Consider the following 17,112-nt stretch of genomic DNA (forward strand, 5'->3'; position numbering starts at 1 on the left):
AAAGCTGTACATTGGCAATAAACACGAGCGAAACTTAAACATTTCTATTCATGATCGATCAAACTGTTTTTGAAAATAAAACGGCTGCATATTATACATTGGGTTGCAAACTGAATTTTGCGGAAACGTCTGCTATCGGCAAGCAATTGCTTCATGCCGGAGTATTGCGTGCCCGGAAAGGGCAGAAGGCTGATATTTGTGTCATAAATACCTGTTCCGTTACGGAACTGGCCGACAAGAAAGGGCGTCAGGCCATTCGGAGAATGATTCAAAGCCATCCCGGCGCATTTGTAGTGGTTACCGGTTGTTACGCCCAGCTCAAACCCGATGAAGTTGCCTCCATCGACGGTGTGGATTTGGTGTTGGGGTCGGAACAGAAGCTGGATGTTATCCGTTATCTGGATGATTTGAAGAAAAAAGACAAGGGAGAAGTTGTTACGTCTAAAACGCATAGAATCAGGACTTTTGTTCCCTCTTGCTCTGCCGACGACCGCACGCGGTATTTCTTGAAGGTACAGGACGGATGTGATTACTTCTGTTCATTTTGCACCATCCCTTACGCTAGGGGAAGGAGCCGCAACGGCTCCATTGCCGATCTGGTTAAACAGGCACAGGATGTGGTGGTACAGGGAGGAAAGGAGATCGTGCTTACCGGTGTTAATATCGGGGACTTCGGGCATACTACCGGCGAAACATTTTTCGATTTGATAAAGGCGCTGGATGAAGTGGAAGGCATCGAACGGTTTCGCATCTCATCCATCGAGCCCAACCTGCTGACGGATGAGATTATTGATTTTGTGGCGGGCTCAAAACGGTTCGCACCCCATTTCCACACTCCGCTGCAAGCTGGCAGCGATGCCGTTTTGAAACTGATGAAGAGAAAATACGACACGGCATTGTTCCGTCGCAAGGTGGAAAGAATAAAATCTGCCATGCCGCACGCGTTCATCGGTGTGGATGTGATTGTGGGGCTTCGCGGTGAAACGGACGCGTATTTCGAGGAAGGCCGGGATTTTATTGAGTCGATCGACTTCTCACAGCTGCACGTCTTTACTTATTCCGAACGTTCCGGAACGCAGGCCCTGGAAATTGGGCACGTCGTAGACCCGCGCACCAAACACAACCGGAGCAAGGAACTGCACGACATCTCCGACCGTAAGTTGCGTAGTTTCTACGAATCACAAAAGGACGGTTTCAGAAAAGTGCTTTTCGAACACACGCGACACGGAAATAGGATGCACGGATTCACTGAGAATTACGTGAGGTTGTATGCGGATTATAACCCGTTGCTCGTAAATAAGATAACCGGTGTGAAAATAGGAGAGTATAACGAAGACGAAATGGCTATGGAGGCTGTTTTTGGAGAATAATTCGCAAAAGGATGACCGGGAAAAACAGAAAAGGAATCGGGTTTTACCCACTCTACGGCGCAACGTACCTTATGGCAATGCTTCCGTTCCGGGTATTGTATATCCTTTCCGATGTTCTCTATATAGTGGTGTATTATCTGGTCGGTTACCGGAGAAAGATTGTCCGAAAAAACCTTCTGCGTTCCTTTCCTCGAAAGAAAGAGGAAGAGATACTGCAGATCGAGAAGAAATTTTACCGACACCTGTGTGATTACTTTGTGGAAACTGTAAAAACCTTGCGTATCTCCGAAAAAGAAATTCGCAAGCGCATGGTTTTTAAGAACCCTGAGATTGTCAACCGGCTCACCAAAGACGGGAATACCTGCCTGTTAAGCTTGGGGCATTACGGAAATTGGGAGTGGGTGCCCTCAATAGCGTTGTATCTGTTGCCCGGAGTAGAGCCGGGACAGGTGTACAAGACCCTGAAGTCAAAAGCTTTTGATGAGCTTTTTCTGAAGATCCGCTCCCGGTTCAATCCTCTATCCATTGAGATGAAGACGGCCTACCGAACCATCATTCGCAAGAGAAATGAGGGTCAGGCTATGGTTATCGGATTTTTAACGGATCAACGGCCGCGAAAACACAACAACGAATACTGGGCTACATTTTTAAATCAGGATACGTTGTTGCAGACCGGTATGGAACGAATTGCCCGCCAACTAGGGTTAGCAGTGGTCTACCTCGACATAAAAAAGGTGGAGCGAGGGCATTATGTGGGGAATTTTTCGGTAATCACGGCAGATGCAAGCGCCGAGGAAGAATTTACTGTAACGGAGAAATATACCCGGAAACTGGAAGAAACGATATTGAACGATCCGGCATATTATTTATGGTCGCATAATAAATGGTCCCGGTCGAAAAAGCAAGAAGCATGAAGACATCGGTAGTGATATTGAACTGGAACGGACGCAAATTACTGGAGCGGTTCCTGCCGGTGGTGTTGCAACACACGTTGGATCACCAAACCGAAGTGGTGGTTGCCGACAATGGCTCTTCCGACGATTCGGTTGATTTTCTAAACACCCGTTTCCCGCAGGTGCCACTCATTGTCCTCGATAAGAATTACGGCTTTGCGGAAGGGTATAACAAGGCATTGCGGCAGGTTGACGCGGAATACGTGGTATTGCTGAATTCCGACGTAGAAACTACCGAAAACTGGCTTTCAACCATGATCAGCTACCTGGATGAGCACCCCGGTGTCTCTGCCCTCCAACCCAAGATCCTGGCACAAAGAAACAAGACCGGGTTTGAATATGCCGGCGCTTGCGGCGGTTTTCTGGACAGGTTCGGTTATCCCTTTTGCCGGGGAAGGATCCTCGACAACGTGGAGCAGGATAGGGGCCAGTACGATACGGTAATCCCGGTGTTTTGGGCCACCGGAGCCTGCCTGTGTATCCGCCGGAAAGATTATTTCGAAGCAGGTGGCCTCGATGCGCGGTTTTTCGCGCACATGGAAGAGATCGATCTTTGCTGGCGGCTGAATGCGCGTGGAAAAAGAATCGAATGCCTGCCGCAATCGGTGGTTTATCATGTGGGTGCTGCATCGCTGGAGAAAGAGAACCCGAGAAAAACCTACCTTAATTTCCGGAACAACTTGTTGATGTTGTACAAGAATGCCCGCATAAGGAGCCTGCTTGTTGTTTTTACCGTCCGGTTGATTTTAGATGCGTTGGCTTTTTTGCATTTATTATCTATGGGAAAGTTCGACAATGCTAAATCGGTTATTGAAGCACACAGGGACTTCTTCAGGATGATGCCCGGTTTCCGGCACGATCGCCGCGAAAATTTAAAACAAAGATTGGTTACCGATATTCCTACAAAGTTCAAAGGCAGTATCTTGTGGAATTATTACGTGAAGAGAAAAAAAACGTATAGCGACTTACCACTCACTCCTGTCACTCAAAATTAAAACTCAGTACGATCATCCGTTGCGTGGCTCTGGCCAGTGAAAGCGGATATTTTATCAATTCCTTGTCGGTCAGGTCGGATCGGTCCTTTTCGAGCATGTCGTTCAGTCCGAAACAGAATTTGAGCTCGGGGCAAAGGTTGAAGTAAGGCAAATAAAAATCGCAACCTATACCGATTTCAACTCCGTAATCGTAGGGTTTCAGTAAGATTGGTTGATTTTTTCGCGAGGCCAGCTCGATACTGCCGTAGGTTCCCGCTACCAGGTAAGGTCGGTAATTGTTAATGCGGGTGGACACCAGTTTCACCTGCAGGGGCAGGGTAACATAATTGTTCCTTAAGCCTGTTTTAAACGTTTCGCCCGAAGCCTGTTCCTTAAATACAAGATTCTTGCTTCCCAGATGCAATGTGGGGATTGCCCGCAGGTTCATAAAACGGTTCAGGTACAAATCGGTAATGATTCCCACGCTAAATCCCGGTGAATAGGACGGGATTTCTGAAAACCATACCTCGCCGTTTTCATCCGTGTGTCCCGATTGTGTCAGCATCAGGTCTTGCGTATGCACCCCTATCGTAAATCCCAGGTGAAAGATCTTATGGTCGGCGTATGGCCTGTTCTGCAGTTTCTGTTGTTGCCCGTATGTTGGGTCAGACAAGGCCGAAAGCACAATAACCAGAAGGAATATCTTTCTCATTACAATTTAAACGATTTTAAAGCAAGGTTATTATAAACGGAATGAAAAAAATCTCCCCGGGATTGTATCTTATTTAGAAATCGTAAAAATAGCACCTCGTTAGTAACGATAAAGATATAGATAATCAGCTAGATAGCTTGTTTTTTTGATTTGAACCATAAAAAGAACAAATATTTGTCCCAAACTAAGTGCAAAACAAAGTTTCTTGTTTTTAAAAAACTATGTATCTTTGTGCAGAATTTTATGGAAATAAAATAATCACACAACATTAACTAACAAATTATTTATTATGGCTTACGTAATTAATGAAGATTGTATTGCTTGTGGAACCTGTATAGATGAATGCCCGGTTGAGGCAATCTCTGAAGGTGATATCTACGTGATTGATCCCGATGTTTGTACCGATTGCGGTACTTGTGCAGAAGTTTGCCCTACAGAAGCAATTCATCCGGCTTAACATATACCGGAAAAGAGGTAAAAAGGCTGATCGGAATACTCCGGCCGGCCTTTCTTTTTTTTGTGAAACGGCAACAAAAAAAGCACCACCTTTGCGGGTAGCGCTTTTTGCGTATGTGTTAATAAACGATTATCCGTTTACTTTTGCCATATGGGCAACCAGGTCGAGTACTTTGTTTGAGTAACCCCACTCGTTGTCATACCAGCTGATCACTTTAACGAAAGTCGGGCTTAGTTGGATACCTGCTTTTTCGTCAAAGATTGACGTGCGTGCATCACCGATAAAATCGGAAGAAACCACGTCGTCACTAGTGTAACCGAGGATGCCTTTTAATTCACCTTCTGAAGCTTCTTTCATAGCAGCGCAGATTTCTGCGTAAGATGTTTCTTTTGCCAGACGTACAGTCAGGTCAACTACAGAAACGTTCAGGGTAGGAACGCGCATGCTCATACCGGTCAGTTTTCCGTTCAGTTCGGGAATAACTTTTCCTACTGCTTTGGCTGCTCCTGTGGAAGATGGGATGATATTGCCCGATGCTGCGCGGCCGCCTCTCCAGTCTTTAGCGGATGGGCCGTCAACAGTCTTTTGAGTGGCTGTTGTAGAGTGAACGGTAGTCATCAAACCTTCGAGAACGCCGAATTTGTCGTTCAGTACTTTAGTGATAGGAGCCAGACAGTTGGTCGTACATGAAGCGTTTGACACAAACTGCTCACCTTTGGTGTAGGTGTTTTCGTTAACGCCACATACATACATGCGTGTGTCGTCTTTAGAAGGAGCCGACATAACCACATATTTTGCACCTGCATCAATATGGCCCTGAGCTTTGTCTTTAGAAAGGAATAAACCGGTAGATTCAACAACGTAATCCGCACCAACTTCTCCCCATTTCAAATCAGCCGGGTTTTTTTCAGCTGTTACGCGGATGGTTTTTCCGTTTACCACCAAATGGCCGTCTTTCACATCAATCGTTCCGGTGAACTGGCCGTGAATAGTATCGTATTTCAACATATATGCGATGTAATTTACATCAAGCAAATCGTTGATTCCTACCACCTGAATGTCATCTCTTGTTTGAGCTGCCCGGAAAACCAAACGTCCGATACGTCCGAATCCGTTGATACCTACTTTAATCATAATTTTTTGAATTTTTATTTGTTAAGAATGTTCCTAAATACTATCTTTCTAATCAAGTTGCAAAAATACGAAATGTTTTTATTTTAACGAAATTATTTGCATCAAAAAACTGTAATTTTTTGATTTTGAGACCGTCGAAATAAACTGATGAGTTACCTCTGGCAGAGCAGCCGTTGCTTGTAGTCAAGAGGCCTGATTACCGCGTTAACAGGAAAAGTGAGAAGGCTGCCGTTACCACCCATAATGTAACGCCCAACAGAAAACACCGGGTTCCCGACTGTTTGATCTGATGGAGGGTAATATTGGATCCGATGAGAAACAGTGCGACAACCATTGCCCTTCTTCCCAGCCAGCTGAAATGGGCATAACTGGACTCAAAAGCAGGAAAAATATTGGCAAACAATATGGCTGCCACAAAGAGCAGGATAAACCAGGGGAATTTGATTGAACGCTTGTCGCCGTTTTTGCTGAAAAAAGCCAGCACGATGGAGAGCGGGATAATCCATAAGGCACGTATCAGCTTCACCGTAGTGGCCACCTGCAGTGCCTTCTCTCCGTAGATGGCTCCTGCTCCCACTACCGAGCTGGTATCGTGTATGGCGATGGCTGCCCAGTTGCCAAAAACTTCCTGGCTCAACCCGAGCCGGTGAACTATAAAAGGGAAGAGCAGCACGTCGTGTTTTTTTCTACCCTCAAGAGCTTGCCAAGAAAAATCCCGCCGGTCATCACCAGGGATACAGAGATGAGCGTCTGTACGAAGCCACTTTTTGACGCAGTGATCACTTCTTCCAGTCCCATCCCGAAGCCCAGGAGAACAATCGATACCTGTAGAACCCTTGAGGTGTACCGGTGAATGGAATCGTGCCTGATTCCCAAAAAAGAAAAAACAATGCCTATGCAGAGTGCAACCGCCGGTGAAACAAAAGGTAGAAAACAAAAACAGATAACCACCCAATAAAGCCAACTTTTATTATTCATTCCGATACTTTAAGGCGACAAAAGTAGTATCGTTGTATAATATAAGCAAATGCTTTATTCTTATAATGTATAACTATATGTTATAATTAAGGAGGAAATTTTCAAACAGTTCAACCTGGCGGCTTTTATGTCCCAGCTTGTAGGCTATGCGGAATTGGCGAGGAATGGAAAATCCGGAAACCTTTAATTTTACAAGGGTTTTCAGTTGCAGTTCGCCGGAGACCGCTTTTTCCGATACAATAGCCACGCCATCGAAATCGAGCAGGAAATTTTTTATGGATTCCGTGCTGCCCAGGTGGATGGGTGTATGGAAGTGTTCACTATCTATCCCGTGCCGGGAAAAGGCCTCTTTTATGACTTCCAGTGTGCCGGAACCCTGTTCCCTTAACACCATCGGGAGTCGCGACAGCTCGTCTTGGGTGATGGTTTCCCGTTTAGCATAAACACTTCCGGAGCCGGTGACCACGATCAGTTCATCGTCGAGAAACTTCTTATACCGGATATCCGATTGGGATGAGGTGTTTTCTACAAGCGCTATGTCCACGCTGTTCTCCATCAACTGTTTCTCCATTTCAAACGAATTTCCGTTCATTAAATGGATTTTAATCGTTGGATACCGCTTATGAAACGATGCGATCACTTTGGGTATCACATATTGTGCGATGGTCGAGCTCGCACCTATTCTGAACTCGCCGGCAACGGTGTTTTGCAGTTCCCCTACCTCAAAATCGAGCTCACGGTACTGCCGGTCGATCAGCTTAAACGTGTGGTATACTTTCTCTCCTGCCCGCGTCAGGTAAATCTTGTTGCCTTTACGTTCGAAAAGGTTGGTGTGATACCTCTCTTCCAACTCTTTGATGTGCCTTGTTACCGCAGGCTGACTGATGTTCAGTTCATCGGCTGCTTTCGAGAAACTGAGGTTTTCTACCACTGAAATAAAAACGGTGTCCCTGTAATCCATTCGTTCCATTCGGTTATTCCAACGCTTCCTGCAATCAGAATTTTAAACCGTGTAAAATTACAATTTTAAACGAACATACGGAAACAGCCTCTTCATTCATGCTTGTCTTCTGGTTTTGCCCTTTTTCCGTCATTTTTACTATCTTTGTGCTCCGTTACTAAAGGTCGGGTTGAAAAATGTTGATTCATATCGACTTAGAGGGACGGGACATTGATAAAATATTGAATAAACTGACTAAAAACAGATATGGCTGACGATAAAAAGATTATTTTTTCCATGGTGGGGGTAAGTAAAACGTTCCCTCCCCACAAACAGGTGTTGAAGGATATCTACCTCTCCTTCTTCTACGGTGCCAAGATTGGCATCATCGGGCTGAACGGTTCCGGTAAATCTACCCTGCTGAAGATTATTGCTGGGATTGAAAAGGAGTACCAAGGCGAAGTAGTCTCCGATAAAAGTTTCTCGGTGGGATACCTGGAGCAGGACCCGAAACTGGATGAAGACAAATCGGTGATCGAAATCGTTCGTGAAGGAGTGCAGCCGGTGATGGACCTGCAGGCGGAATATGAAGAGATCAACCTGAAGTTCGGATTGCCCGAATATTACGAGGATGAGGAAAAGATGAACAAGCTGTTCGACCGCCAGGCAGAATTGCAGGACAAGCTGGATGCCGTCGACGCGTGGAACATCGATAATCGCCTGGAGCGTGCGATGGATGCCCTTCGCTGTCCGCCTGAAGAACAGCCGGTCCGTGAACTTTCAGGAGGTGAACGCCGCCGGGTGGCACTGTGCCGCCTGCTACTGCAGGAACCCGACGTGTTGCTTCTCGACGAGCCGACCAACCACCTCGATGCCGAGTCGATCGACTGGCTGGAGCAGCATTTGCAGCAGTACAAGGGAACGGTGATCTGTATCACGCACGACCGTTACTTCCTCGACCATGTGGCGGGCTGGATTCTCGAACTCGACCGCGGTGAGGGAATCCCCTGGAAAGGGAACTACACCTCGTGGCTGGAGCAGAAAACCAAACGGATGGAACAGGAAGAGAAGCAGGTGAGCAAGCGTCGCAAAACGCTGGAACGGGAGCTGGAATGGATCAACCTGGCGCCCAAGGCGCGCCAGGCCAAAGGAAAAGCACGTCTGAACTCGTACGAGCAACTCCTGAACCAGGATCAGAAAGAGCGTGAGGAGAAACTGGAGATTTTTATTCCCAATGGCCCCCGGTTAGGAAACAAGGTGATTGAAGCTAGAAACGTGAAGAAAGCCTTTGGTGACAAGCTGCTGTTCGACAACCTTAACTTCATGCTTCCACCCAACGGGATCGTTGGCGTTATCGGCCCCAACGGTGCTGGAAAAACCACCCTTTTCCGATTGATACAGGGAATGGAGACCCCGGACAATGGCTCGTTCGAGGTGGGAGAGACCGTTGTTACGGCTTATGTGGATCAGGCTCACGAAGCCATCGATCCCGGTAAAACCGTCTATCAGGTGGTGTCCGGTGGATTGGAGTTTGTACGCGTGGGGGGCAAAGAGGTGAACTCCCGGGCATACCTGTCGCGATTCAATTTCTCGGGAGCGGACCAGGAAAAACTGTGCGGTGTTCTTTCCGGCGGTGAACGAAACCGTCTACACCTGGCATTGACACTCAAAGCTGGGGCAAACGTACTGTTGCTCGACGAGCCGACCAACGATATCGACGTGAATACCCTCCGTGCACTGGAAGAAGGGTTGGAAAACTTTGCCGGATGTGCCGTGGTGATCTCGCACGACCGGTGGTTCCTGGACCGTATCTGTACCCATATCCTTGCGTTTGAAGGAAATTCAGAAGTATTTTATTTCGAGGGTTCCTATAGCGAGTATGAGGAGAACAAGAAAATGCGCCTAGGCAACGTAGAGCCGAAAAGGGTACGCTACCGGAAGCTGTAAACAGAAAATTAAGAATGAGGAAGTTTCTGATTCTGTTTTTCTTGCCGGTATTAAGCCTGCCAGTACTTGCTCAATACAAAGAGGTCAGTGGGGTAGTTATCGATGCGCAGTACAACACGCCGGTCCCCTACGCCGCGATCTTTGTGGAGCATACCAAGATCGGAGTAGTGGCCAGTAATGTGGGTGAATTCTCACTTCAGGTACCCGATTCATTGAAGAATAACCGCCTGGTGAGTGTGGGAGAAGGGTATAGCCTGACTTACCTCTTGCCGGAGGACTATGGGTATGCTCCGCTTCGCATCGCGCTGGTGCCCCAGGACCGTGAGACGGCACTGTTATCGCCGCCGGGCGACGCTGCCGTGAAACCCGGAAAGGTCGTATCGTTGCTGAGCAAGGCGGCCCGGTTTGTGATGGACGACTGGATCCCGCTGGGAAACCCGGAGACCAACACGTTCGATTTTGGCAGGATCCAGACTCTTCCCACTTACAATCCCGTCGAAGGCGTCCGCCTGCGGGCGGGAGCAGCATCCAATTCGCGCCTGAGTCCCCATTTTTTTATGAAGGGATACTTGGCTTATGGTTTTAAAGACCAGCAGTTCAAGTACCGCGGAGAAGCCGTCTGGTCGTTCGATAAAAAAGCCTATCATGAGGACGAATTCCCCAAAAATAATATGCGCCTGGTGTATGAAAACGATCTGTTCTCCCCCGGCGAGATGCACCCGCGTTCTCTAAACGACCTGTTGCTGATTACCTACCGGAGGTCGGTTAATGAAGCGACGTACCGCAACTTTGCCGAGATAAACTACGAGAGGGAGTACAAAAACGGTCTTGCGCACACCTTCTGGTGGCGAAAATCGAGGTTGATCCCGCAGGGAGAACTGGAGTTCCGGAGGAGTTCCGACGCCGGGCTTACCGCATACGATGGGCTGGACACTTCCGAGGGTGGGGTGCTGCTGCGCTACTCTTTCGAAGAGGCCTATTTACAGCAAAAACGCAAACGAAAACCTGTCGATGTGACAAGTCCCGTCTTTTTTCTTTCACACTCCATCGGCTTCGTACATTTACCCGAAGGTGGTGCTGCATACCACAGAACGGAGTTCTCGGCACAAAAACGTTTCTACTTGGGTTACGCCGGACGACTGGATGCCGTGGGGGAATTTTCAAAAGTGTGGGACGCAGTGCCCTTTCCGCTACTAGTCTATCCCAACCAACGATATAAACATCATATCGAGAACAACGCGTTCTTCCTGAACCGGGCCCTGGAGTTTGTTGCCGATGAGCAGTATACGATTCGGACGACTTTTGTAGGCGATGATTTCCTGTTGGCAAAGATCCCACTGCTGGACGATCTGGGAGCAAAAGAGTTGATCTCGTTGCGCGCCTCTTACGGTAGGCTGAGCAGCAAAAACGACCCGTTGCTTTCCCCCTCTTCTCTCATCTACGATTTTCCGCCGGTATCCTACCGGTACGGCTCAGCCCCCTATGTGGAGGGAATCGTTGGAATCACGAATCTCCTGGGACTTTTGCGTGTGGAATACGTTCATCGGTTCACGTATCGTGATCATCCCGGCGCTTTACTGGGCAGGGTGCGGGTTGACGTGACATTGTAAGAATTTTTTTATATCTTTGAGATTGCATATGGTACGTATTATCATACATATCGTAGTAATCACAATCGGCGTTTTTTTCCTGGGAGGCTGTAAACCCCAGCCCGAAGCGCCGCAGTTGCTGGCAGATGCCCAGCGCTTTATGGAAAATAACCCCGACAGCGCCATGCTGCTGATCGATTCCCTTTTCTATCCTGAAAAAAGCCTCCGCCACGAGGATTATATGCGTTATTTGGTGTTGCACGTGCAGGCACGTTACAAAACAAACCGCCCTGTTGCTGATGATACGTTGGTTTTCCGGGCGCGTGACCATTATTCCGACCGACTTGATAAAGAACCCCGCATGGCCGCCCTGGCCTGGTTCTATAGCGGCTGCGTATATCGTGAGCGGGGAGATTACGAAAAGGCTATGCTGCATTATAAAAAGGCGGAAACATATGCCACGGGAACAGCCGATACTGCTTTGCAAGGGTTGATACAATATAATCTGGGAGATTTATTTGCGGTGCAGGATTTATTTTCCAAAGCACAGGAAAACTATAAAGCGGCAGCGCGATTTTACGGTGAACATCCCGAAAAAGAGGCTTATAGTTTAAGTGCCGTGGGGAGGATGTTCCTGCTGGATAAAAATCCTGACAGCGCATTTTTTTATTTTCAAAAGGGCCTGGAGGCTGCAAAACCCACTAACGATAAGGTATTGCAAAGTTTATTGGCACAAAATACCGGCGTGGCGTATCAGCAAATCGGACAATATGCTGAGGCAGAAAGGTATTTCCGTCAATCCTACCGATATAACCGGGACAAAGAGGATCAAGCCCGGTACTATTTGAATCTCGCAAAATTATTTGCGCAAACGGAACAGTTGGATTCGGCCGCTTTCTATGCCGGAAAATTAAAGAACAGTGTTGAGTCATCCGATGACAATTACCTCAAGGCGAGCGCTTACAAATTTTTGGCTGACTGGGAAAAAGCAAGGGGGCGTGACAATGAAGCTTTCGCCTATCAGAACAAACGGATACATAGCCTTAACCGGATCATGGACGATCGGAAAGATCAGTCGGTTTACGAAATAGAACAAAAATACAACTACGGGCAAAAGCAGAACTTCTATAATCAGCGGTTTATCCGTTTTCAGCAATGGCTGATGGGATTGATGGGGGTATTGCTGGTTGTGGTAGTCTCCCTTTTATTTCTCTTCTGGCGGATGCTGAAGGAAAGAGCGGCCAAGCTGAGAATGCAAGAGAATGTTAATACGTTGCATGCAACCACGATAGATCTGTTGTCCGTAGAGGAAGAAAGCCGCTTGAAAGAAAAGGTATTGAAAGAAACATTGCAGTGGAAACTGGATGTGTTGAAGAATACAATGCACCTGAGATACATGATGAGCGAAAGGGAACAAAAAACTTATCAACCTTTATTTGATAGCCTGGATAAGATTCTATTCGATCAAAACACAAAGACGCCTTGGATGGATATACGACAAACCGTGGAACACCTTAATCCCTCACTAAGACTTTTTATAAGGCAGCAATATCCTACACTTTCTGAAACCGAATATAATGTGTGTCTGTTGTCGTATGCCAGCCTGAGCGTACAGGAAGTCGCTTTTGTCCTCAATCAGAGCGAACATACCGTTTACAAGGCCCGGACCAGGCTCAATAAAAAGATAGGCTCCGATTTCTACTCGGTGCTGCGGAGAGCGCTTAGCCTTTAACCTTATTTGTTAAAATTCTGTATTGCTTAGTATCCTTGATTTGATGTATCCTGTTTATCAGTAGATTAACTGGATGGTGTAGTTAATTTTTTGTACCTGTTTGTATTCTGTTGCACATGAAAAATAGATTCTCTAAATTTAAAAAAACAAATATTTCTTAATGCAGATAAGGGACAATGAAAAAAATTGTATTGTGTGCAGTGTGTGCCGGATGGTTGTTCTTTCCGGTTACGGTAAACAGCAAGATAGCTGCTTATCCTGACAGCAAAGAGGTTTTCGAAACGGAACCGATCGACTTGAAAGGGGAATTGGATCCGGGGCCTGGCCTTCGTTCCGGCGGGGATGTTGTTTCGGCCGAGGTGCGGGGCAATGTAGTGATGGTCCTGTTCCACAAGGACGCGGGTAATCTGCTGATTACGCTCACTAATGGCATGGGCGATACGGTATATGATGCGACGGTAAATACCTCTGTGCAGCAACAGGTGTTTGTCCCGCTTTCAGGGCTGTTGTCGGGCATATACACCATCACCTTCAGCAACGGGAGCGGTGCCTTGTGGGGCGATTTTGAAATTTGATCCGGAATATGCCGGACATCCAAAAGCCTTCCCTCGTCGGGAAAGCGAAACACCCCGACATGTAAGCAAGTTAGCCGGAAGTGTCATTAAATAAACAAAGAAAGACGCTGTAAAATAATGAAACACACGGTAATTTCAAGCACCCACGGGGCGGAAATAATGGATTTTACCGGAAGTCCCCCGAAAGATACCTAATGTAACGAGTAGGTTGGTTCAGCAATCAAAAGGAAGATTTACACGGTCGTTCTTTGAGGGATAAATCGTAAGGAAAAAAGCAAGTGAACTGGATCAAAAAATAAGTTTTCAGATGGTGGGCACATATTCAAATGGATATGTTTAGATAAGTTAGGTGGAGAAGTTTAATTATTCACTATAATTTACACTATTATACAAATATTTAATAATGTTTTTTTATGAAAACAAAAACTTTTTTTCAAACTATTTGCATTGTTGCCATATCAATGCTTTTTGTTATTTCTTGTAATAGGGATGATCATATATCATTGACTAAAGAAGAAATTCAAGAAATTGAAACCTATAATCCTCAATTATTGATTGAAAATTTTGCAGCTGCCTTAGCTAAAGTCTTTAGTGAAAATAAAGAACTCATGTTTCGCACTTCCCTCAAACCATTGACAAAGAAATAGAAGGGAAATGCATTATTATCTATATCTCTGTACTATAACATTTTATATTTTACAATTTCTCAATCGTCCTTAACCATCACCGAACAACACAGTGCAATGATCATGGATTCTGCTTTTGGATTGGCCAACATTTTTTCAAGTAAATCATCGGCATCCATCTCCAATACCTCGCATACTGAGCAGACTAACTCGATGAACAGCCCCCATAGCCGTCTGTCGAGTGTTTCCCTGAGCACATCGGCGTTCATTGACCGATAAAGTGCCCCTTTCGACTCGTAGTTATCGTACCGGAAACGCAGTGTCAATAACAGATAGGCTATCATGCTGATGGTCGTTTCTGCTACCTGGGCGTCAAAGTTACTGGATTGACATCTTCCCAGGTTCAACAATTGCTTCGATTCTCGATTGAACACCTCCACAACCCATCTTACCTGGTAATGCCCGATCAATCCCTTGAACGTCAGTTTCGTGTCCGTCGTCAACAAAACCTTCCATTTGTCATTTTTGCCCCGACGACTAAAGAAAAGGCAGATCTCAACACCTTGGTACAGCACCCTGGCCTGTTTGTACTGGTAACCCAGGGAACGGCAGCGCCTGGGTTTGCCCAGCATGTTATTGATCTGGGCGTGAGTCAGGCTCTTACCCTGATACTCAAACTTAGTCTTTGCAAACTTGTACATCCCGATCAGGTGAACTTCCTTGTCCTTCACACTCCGGATAGCCTGTATCAACGCATCGCAAGTAAACCAGCTGTCCACCAGGACGTAATCAACACGAAGCCCGCGATAGATGGCCGTGAAAAACATCCGCAGGACCATCTGAATCTTGTTCGTGTCCAGTTCTTCCACACGTTTAGCGGTGTACGAGTCCTTGATACGCTTGCAACTGTATTGCTTGCGGATCTGCTTTTTGGTCATCCCAAACGGGCGTTCCTGCTTTTTCCCTTTTTCCCGGTGAAGACTGAAATCCAGTGGTATGGAGGACTTACCGTCCCAGTACATCATCACCAACAGCTTGAATCCAAGCACGTAGCTGTTGGTTACATGATCCCATACCTTCCCGATCTTCTCTATACGCTTCCCGGTTTTAGACAGGGTGGTGTCATCGAAGATCAGGTAACGGGATGAGGTATCATCTACATCACTATCTTTGGACGTCACCGTCAGAAAACGATGCACAAGATGCCACATAAGCATCCGCCAGCATATGATGGAACTGTTCTTCAAGCGATAGAACACATCCTTGCCCATGGTGGAACCTTCACCTGTGGGGCTGTTCAGATAGGAGTTGACCGTCTTGTCTGAACTGACCACCATGGAGACCAGCAGGGCCAGGACCATTTTAAAATCATATCCCCGGGTCTTGAACCATTTGAACTCAGAAAGACCTTCGCTTAGCTTCAACGCCTTGAAGCGGCTAAAAATATCTTCAGCGGAAACCCTGCCGGGGGTAAAGTCCGCTTTCAACTCTTGAATCTTTTTAATATCTTTGTCCTGCAGCATATTTTAATGGTTTGGTTTCCATCGCTAAGATAATCATTTTCAATGATATATTAGCTAAAATATGCTGCTTTTTTTATCTCTTATCCTCTGATTATCAACTTCATTTTTAACTGCGAAACATCAGTAAAGAAATTCGAGAATTAGTTAAAGATGAAGCTTTGAAGATGATTGATGATGATTATGATGTTTTGTATATATTAGTGAAAGATGTTAAATTAAAGGATAATAGTACATTAGAAAGTAATCTTTCAAAATATTTGCCAAGAGAAAAACTATCTCAATTAATTCAAGAAATTCCTACTTTAACTATCTTTGTTCCTGAATTGATCGATGATGCATTTTCTGCTGTAAAATGGGATACTGATTTGGATATACCCAAAGTTGCTTTCATTGACAAAGAGAATAATGTTCATTATATTGATTCATTTGGTGATAAAAAGACCTTTGCCCATAATGAAATCCCTCTATTTCCAATAGTTGTTTTAAAAAAATCTGAAAGAATTGTTCTAAAGTCTTCAAAACTTAGATCCTCTATTCAAGATAATGTTACAGTGATAAGGGCCAACAACGGGCTAGAATTTGTATTTGACGATGAAATTTATGACAATATAAAACCAAAACAAATATTGACAAGACTAGGAGCGAATACAGACATCCCTTCAAATATGAATAAAATGTTTGATGCCAAAAGATTCAAGGATCAAGTCAACATTTGGCAAAGAGACTATATTTACTATGATATAAATTCTGTTACTGGTAGAGGATCTTTTAATGAAAACTTTGGCGAACATATTTATTCTTTTCAGCTATTAGGCGATCCTAATGGCGCATATAATGGGATATCTGATCAAACAGGTGACCCACGTTATAATTCATCCTTTGTTACAGGTCCTAGAGGAAGTACTCCAATCTGGACAGATGGAGAGTTTGAATTTTGGGTAAATGTAAAACTTGCATCGAAAACAGCAGTTGGGGATGGTATTAGAAAAAAATTTAAGGCGAAGGGTGAACAGTTATTTGATTTAGATATATATTATCCTCCTAGAGGCTCTGGTACTGCATTTGTAAGAGGAGTTAGTAAAACAAAAAAGTTTTTTTTACCACAACCCATGTACTTGTTTAGCTGGGATTTGGAGAAGTTTAGTGAAACAGTTAAGATAACTATCGAGGAACAGGACGATCCTGAAACTATTACAAATTCAGAAAAAACAACTTCAACCTTTGCAACTAATTTTGAATTCAATGCTTCTATTGGAGAAAAAGAGAAAGTAGGAGCGAAATTTGGAGCTACTTCCACTGAATCAAAAGAAGTCTTTTATTCAGTCGTGACCACTAAAAATGCCGATCCCTTAGGTGATGTCTACATAGCTTTTGGACATGATGTTATAATTTCTGAACAATTAGTTGATAATAATTTAATTACTCCAACAGGTGAAACACAACGTCCCCCCACACATTATCCAAATTATCAGCCAGCATTTAATCCATCATATATTTCAGGAGATTCTTATAAAATTGAAGTTGCAACTTTACAATTATATTAATTATCTTTGTATAAGATTATTAGTGCTGCAGTTTTTTTTTAATGACAATCTTAAAATT

General features: G+C 45.2%; 16 protein-coding genes. 10 read left to right on the forward strand and 6 right to left on the reverse strand.

What is annotated here, in order from left to right:
* The first annotated feature begins 50 nt into the window (after nt 1-50).
* The 3 genes from mtaB to AACM02_RS07315 are packed head-to-tail and all read left to right on the forward strand — an operon-like array spanning nt 51 to nt 3,318.
* Nucleotides 51-1,370, forward strand: coding sequence for a tRNA (N(6)-L-threonylcarbamoyladenosine(37)-C(2))-methylthiotransferase MtaB (gene mtaB / locus AACM02_RS07305; protein ID WP_332456771.1), 1,320 nt, complete (start codon nt 51-53; stop codon nt 1,368-1,370).
* Nucleotides 1,371-1,381: 11 nt separating this feature from the next.
* Entirely contained in the window at nt 1,382-2,284 is a 903-nt protein-coding gene (locus AACM02_RS07310; protein ID WP_214062204.1) for a lysophospholipid acyltransferase family protein, read from the forward strand.
* Entirely contained in the window at nt 2,281-3,318 is a 1,038-nt protein-coding gene (locus AACM02_RS07315; RefSeq protein WP_332456770.1) for a glycosyltransferase family 2 protein, read from the forward strand. The genes AACM02_RS07310 and AACM02_RS07315 overlap by 4 nt, the downstream gene beginning before the upstream one ends.
* On the opposite strand, the gene AACM02_RS07320 is transcribed toward AACM02_RS07315, so the two are convergent.
* Nucleotides 3,305-4,009, reverse strand: a complete 705-nt coding sequence (locus tag AACM02_RS07320; protein WP_339116528.1) for a porin family protein — start codon at nt 4,007-4,009, stop codon at nt 3,305-3,307. The genes AACM02_RS07315 and AACM02_RS07320 overlap by 14 nt on opposite strands.
* A gap of 289 nt (nt 4,010-4,298) precedes the next feature.
* Here AACM02_RS07320 and AACM02_RS07325 point away from each other — a divergent pair, with 289 nt between their 5' ends.
* Nucleotides 4,299-4,466, forward strand: coding sequence for a DUF362 domain-containing protein (locus tag AACM02_RS07325; RefSeq protein WP_214062206.1), 168 nt, complete (start codon nt 4,299-4,301; stop codon nt 4,464-4,466).
* A 129-nt stretch (nt 4,467-4,595) separates the two neighbouring features.
* Here the strand turns inward: AACM02_RS07325 and gap are convergent, their stop codons facing one another.
* From gap to AACM02_RS07345, 4 genes are all read right to left on the reverse strand, one after another.
* On the reverse strand, nt 4,596-5,600 hold the full coding sequence (gap, locus tag AACM02_RS07330) for a type I glyceraldehyde-3-phosphate dehydrogenase (protein WP_214062207.1): 1,005 nt from the start codon (nt 5,598-5,600) through the stop codon (nt 4,596-4,598).
* Nucleotides 5,601-5,796: 196 nt separating this feature from the next.
* On the reverse strand, nt 5,797-6,273 hold the full coding sequence (locus AACM02_RS07335) for a putative sulfate exporter family transporter (protein ID WP_339116529.1): 477 nt from the start codon (nt 6,271-6,273) through the stop codon (nt 5,797-5,799).
* On the reverse strand, nt 6,252-6,578 hold the full coding sequence (locus tag AACM02_RS07340; RefSeq protein WP_339116530.1) for a putative sulfate exporter family transporter: 327 nt from the start codon (nt 6,576-6,578) through the stop codon (nt 6,252-6,254). Before AACM02_RS07340 ends, AACM02_RS07335 begins: the two co-directional genes overlap by 22 nt.
* A 73-nt stretch (nt 6,579-6,651) precedes the next feature.
* Complete coding sequence (locus AACM02_RS07345) at nt 6,652-7,548, reverse strand: LysR substrate-binding domain-containing protein (RefSeq protein ID WP_332456767.1); 897 nt, start codon at nt 7,546-7,548, stop codon at nt 6,652-6,654.
* 237 nt (nt 7,549-7,785) lie between these two features.
* On the opposite strand from AACM02_RS07345, the gene ettA reads away from it, so the two are divergent.
* The 5 genes from ettA to AACM02_RS07370 all read left to right on the forward strand — a co-directional run bounded on the left by ettA (nt 7,786) and on the right by AACM02_RS07370 (nt 14,008).
* A complete protein-coding gene (gene ettA / locus AACM02_RS07350; protein ID WP_339116531.1) occupies nt 7,786-9,465 on the forward strand; it encodes an energy-dependent translational throttle protein EttA in 1,680 nt (559 codons plus the stop codon).
* Nucleotides 9,466-9,479: 14 nt separating this feature from the next.
* On the forward strand, nt 9,480-11,075 hold the full coding sequence (locus AACM02_RS07355; protein ID WP_339116532.1) for a DUF5686 family protein: 1,596 nt from the start codon (nt 9,480-9,482) through the stop codon (nt 11,073-11,075).
* Nucleotides 11,076-11,103: 28 nt separating this feature from the next.
* Nucleotides 11,104-12,786 carry a tetratricopeptide repeat protein gene (locus tag AACM02_RS07360; RefSeq protein ID WP_339116533.1) on the forward strand — a complete coding sequence of 561 codons (1,683 nt, stop codon included), beginning with the start codon at nt 11,104-11,106 and terminating at the stop codon, nt 12,784-12,786.
* 176 nt (nt 12,787-12,962) lie between these two features.
* The gene (locus AACM02_RS07365) at nt 12,963-13,361 is read left to right on the forward strand and encodes a DUF3244 domain-containing protein (RefSeq protein ID WP_332456763.1); all 399 of its coding nucleotides are present in this window, start codon (nt 12,963-12,965) and stop codon (nt 13,359-13,361) included.
* 413 nt (nt 13,362-13,774) lie between these two features.
* Nucleotides 13,775-14,008, forward strand: a complete 234-nt coding sequence (locus AACM02_RS07370) for a hypothetical protein (protein ID WP_339116534.1) — start codon at nt 13,775-13,777, stop codon at nt 14,006-14,008.
* 59 nt (nt 14,009-14,067) lie between these two features.
* Here AACM02_RS07370 and AACM02_RS07375 read toward each other — a convergent pair whose 3' ends face one another.
* The gene (locus AACM02_RS07375; protein ID WP_339115938.1) at nt 14,068-15,510 is read right to left on the reverse strand and encodes a transposase; all 1,443 of its coding nucleotides are present in this window, start codon (nt 15,508-15,510) and stop codon (nt 14,068-14,070) included.
* A 164-nt stretch (nt 15,511-15,674) separates the two neighbouring features.
* Between AACM02_RS07375 and AACM02_RS07380 the strand changes: the two genes are divergently transcribed.
* A complete protein-coding gene (locus AACM02_RS07380) occupies nt 15,675-17,054 on the forward strand; it encodes a hypothetical protein (RefSeq protein ID WP_339116535.1) in 1,380 nt (459 codons plus the stop codon).
* Nucleotides 17,055-17,112 lie beyond the last annotated feature (58 nt).

Origin of the sequence: Petrimonas sp. (assembly GCF_963921705.1) — a bacterium.
Lineage (GTDB): Bacteria > Bacteroidota > Bacteroidia > Bacteroidales > Dysgonomonadaceae > Petrimonas > Petrimonas sulfuriphila.

Bases quoted from the DNA above. Each gene is read 5' to 3' on its own strand.
- AACM02_RS07355 (WP_339116532.1), top strand. From the start codon at position 9,480: ATGAGGAAGTTTCTGATTCTGTTTTTCTTGCCGGTATTAAGCCTGCCA.
- AACM02_RS07340 (WP_339116530.1), bottom strand. From the start codon at position 6,578: ATGAATAATAAAAGTTGGCTTTATTGGGTGGTTATCTGTTTTTGTTTT.
- ettA (WP_339116531.1), top strand. From the start codon at position 7,786: ATGGCTGACGATAAAAAGATTATTTTTTCCATGGTGGGGGTAAGTAAA.
- AACM02_RS07365 (WP_332456763.1), top strand. From the start codon at position 12,963: ATGAAAAAAATTGTATTGTGTGCAGTGTGTGCCGGATGGTTGTTCTTT.
- AACM02_RS07310 (WP_214062204.1), top strand. From the start codon at position 1,382: ATGACCGGGAAAAACAGAAAAGGAATCGGGTTTTACCCACTCTACGGC.
- AACM02_RS07320 (WP_339116528.1), bottom strand. From the start codon at position 4,009: ATGAGAAAGATATTCCTTCTGGTTATTGTGCTTTCGGCCTTGTCTGAC.
- AACM02_RS07345 (WP_332456767.1), bottom strand. From the start codon at position 7,548: ATGGAACGAATGGATTACAGGGACACCGTTTTTATTTCAGTGGTAGAA.
- AACM02_RS07375 (WP_339115938.1), bottom strand. From the start codon at position 15,510: ATGCTGCAGGACAAAGATATTAAAAAGATTCAAGAGTTGAAAGCGGAC.
- AACM02_RS07370 (WP_339116534.1), top strand. From the start codon at position 13,775: ATGAAAACAAAAACTTTTTTTCAAACTATTTGCATTGTTGCCATATCA.
- AACM02_RS07380 (WP_339116535.1), top strand. From the start codon at position 15,675: ATGATTGATGATGATTATGATGTTTTGTATATATTAGTGAAAGATGTT.
- AACM02_RS07325 (WP_214062206.1), top strand. From the start codon at position 4,299: ATGGCTTACGTAATTAATGAAGATTGTATTGCTTGTGGAACCTGTATA.
- AACM02_RS07315 (WP_332456770.1), top strand. From the start codon at position 2,281: ATGAAGACATCGGTAGTGATATTGAACTGGAACGGACGCAAATTACTG.
- gap (WP_214062207.1), bottom strand. From the start codon at position 5,600: ATGATTAAAGTAGGTATCAACGGATTCGGACGTATCGGACGTTTGGTT.
- AACM02_RS07360 (WP_339116533.1), top strand. From the start codon at position 11,104: ATGGTACGTATTATCATACATATCGTAGTAATCACAATCGGCGTTTTT.
- mtaB (WP_332456771.1), top strand. From the start codon at position 51: ATGATCGATCAAACTGTTTTTGAAAATAAAACGGCTGCATATTATACA.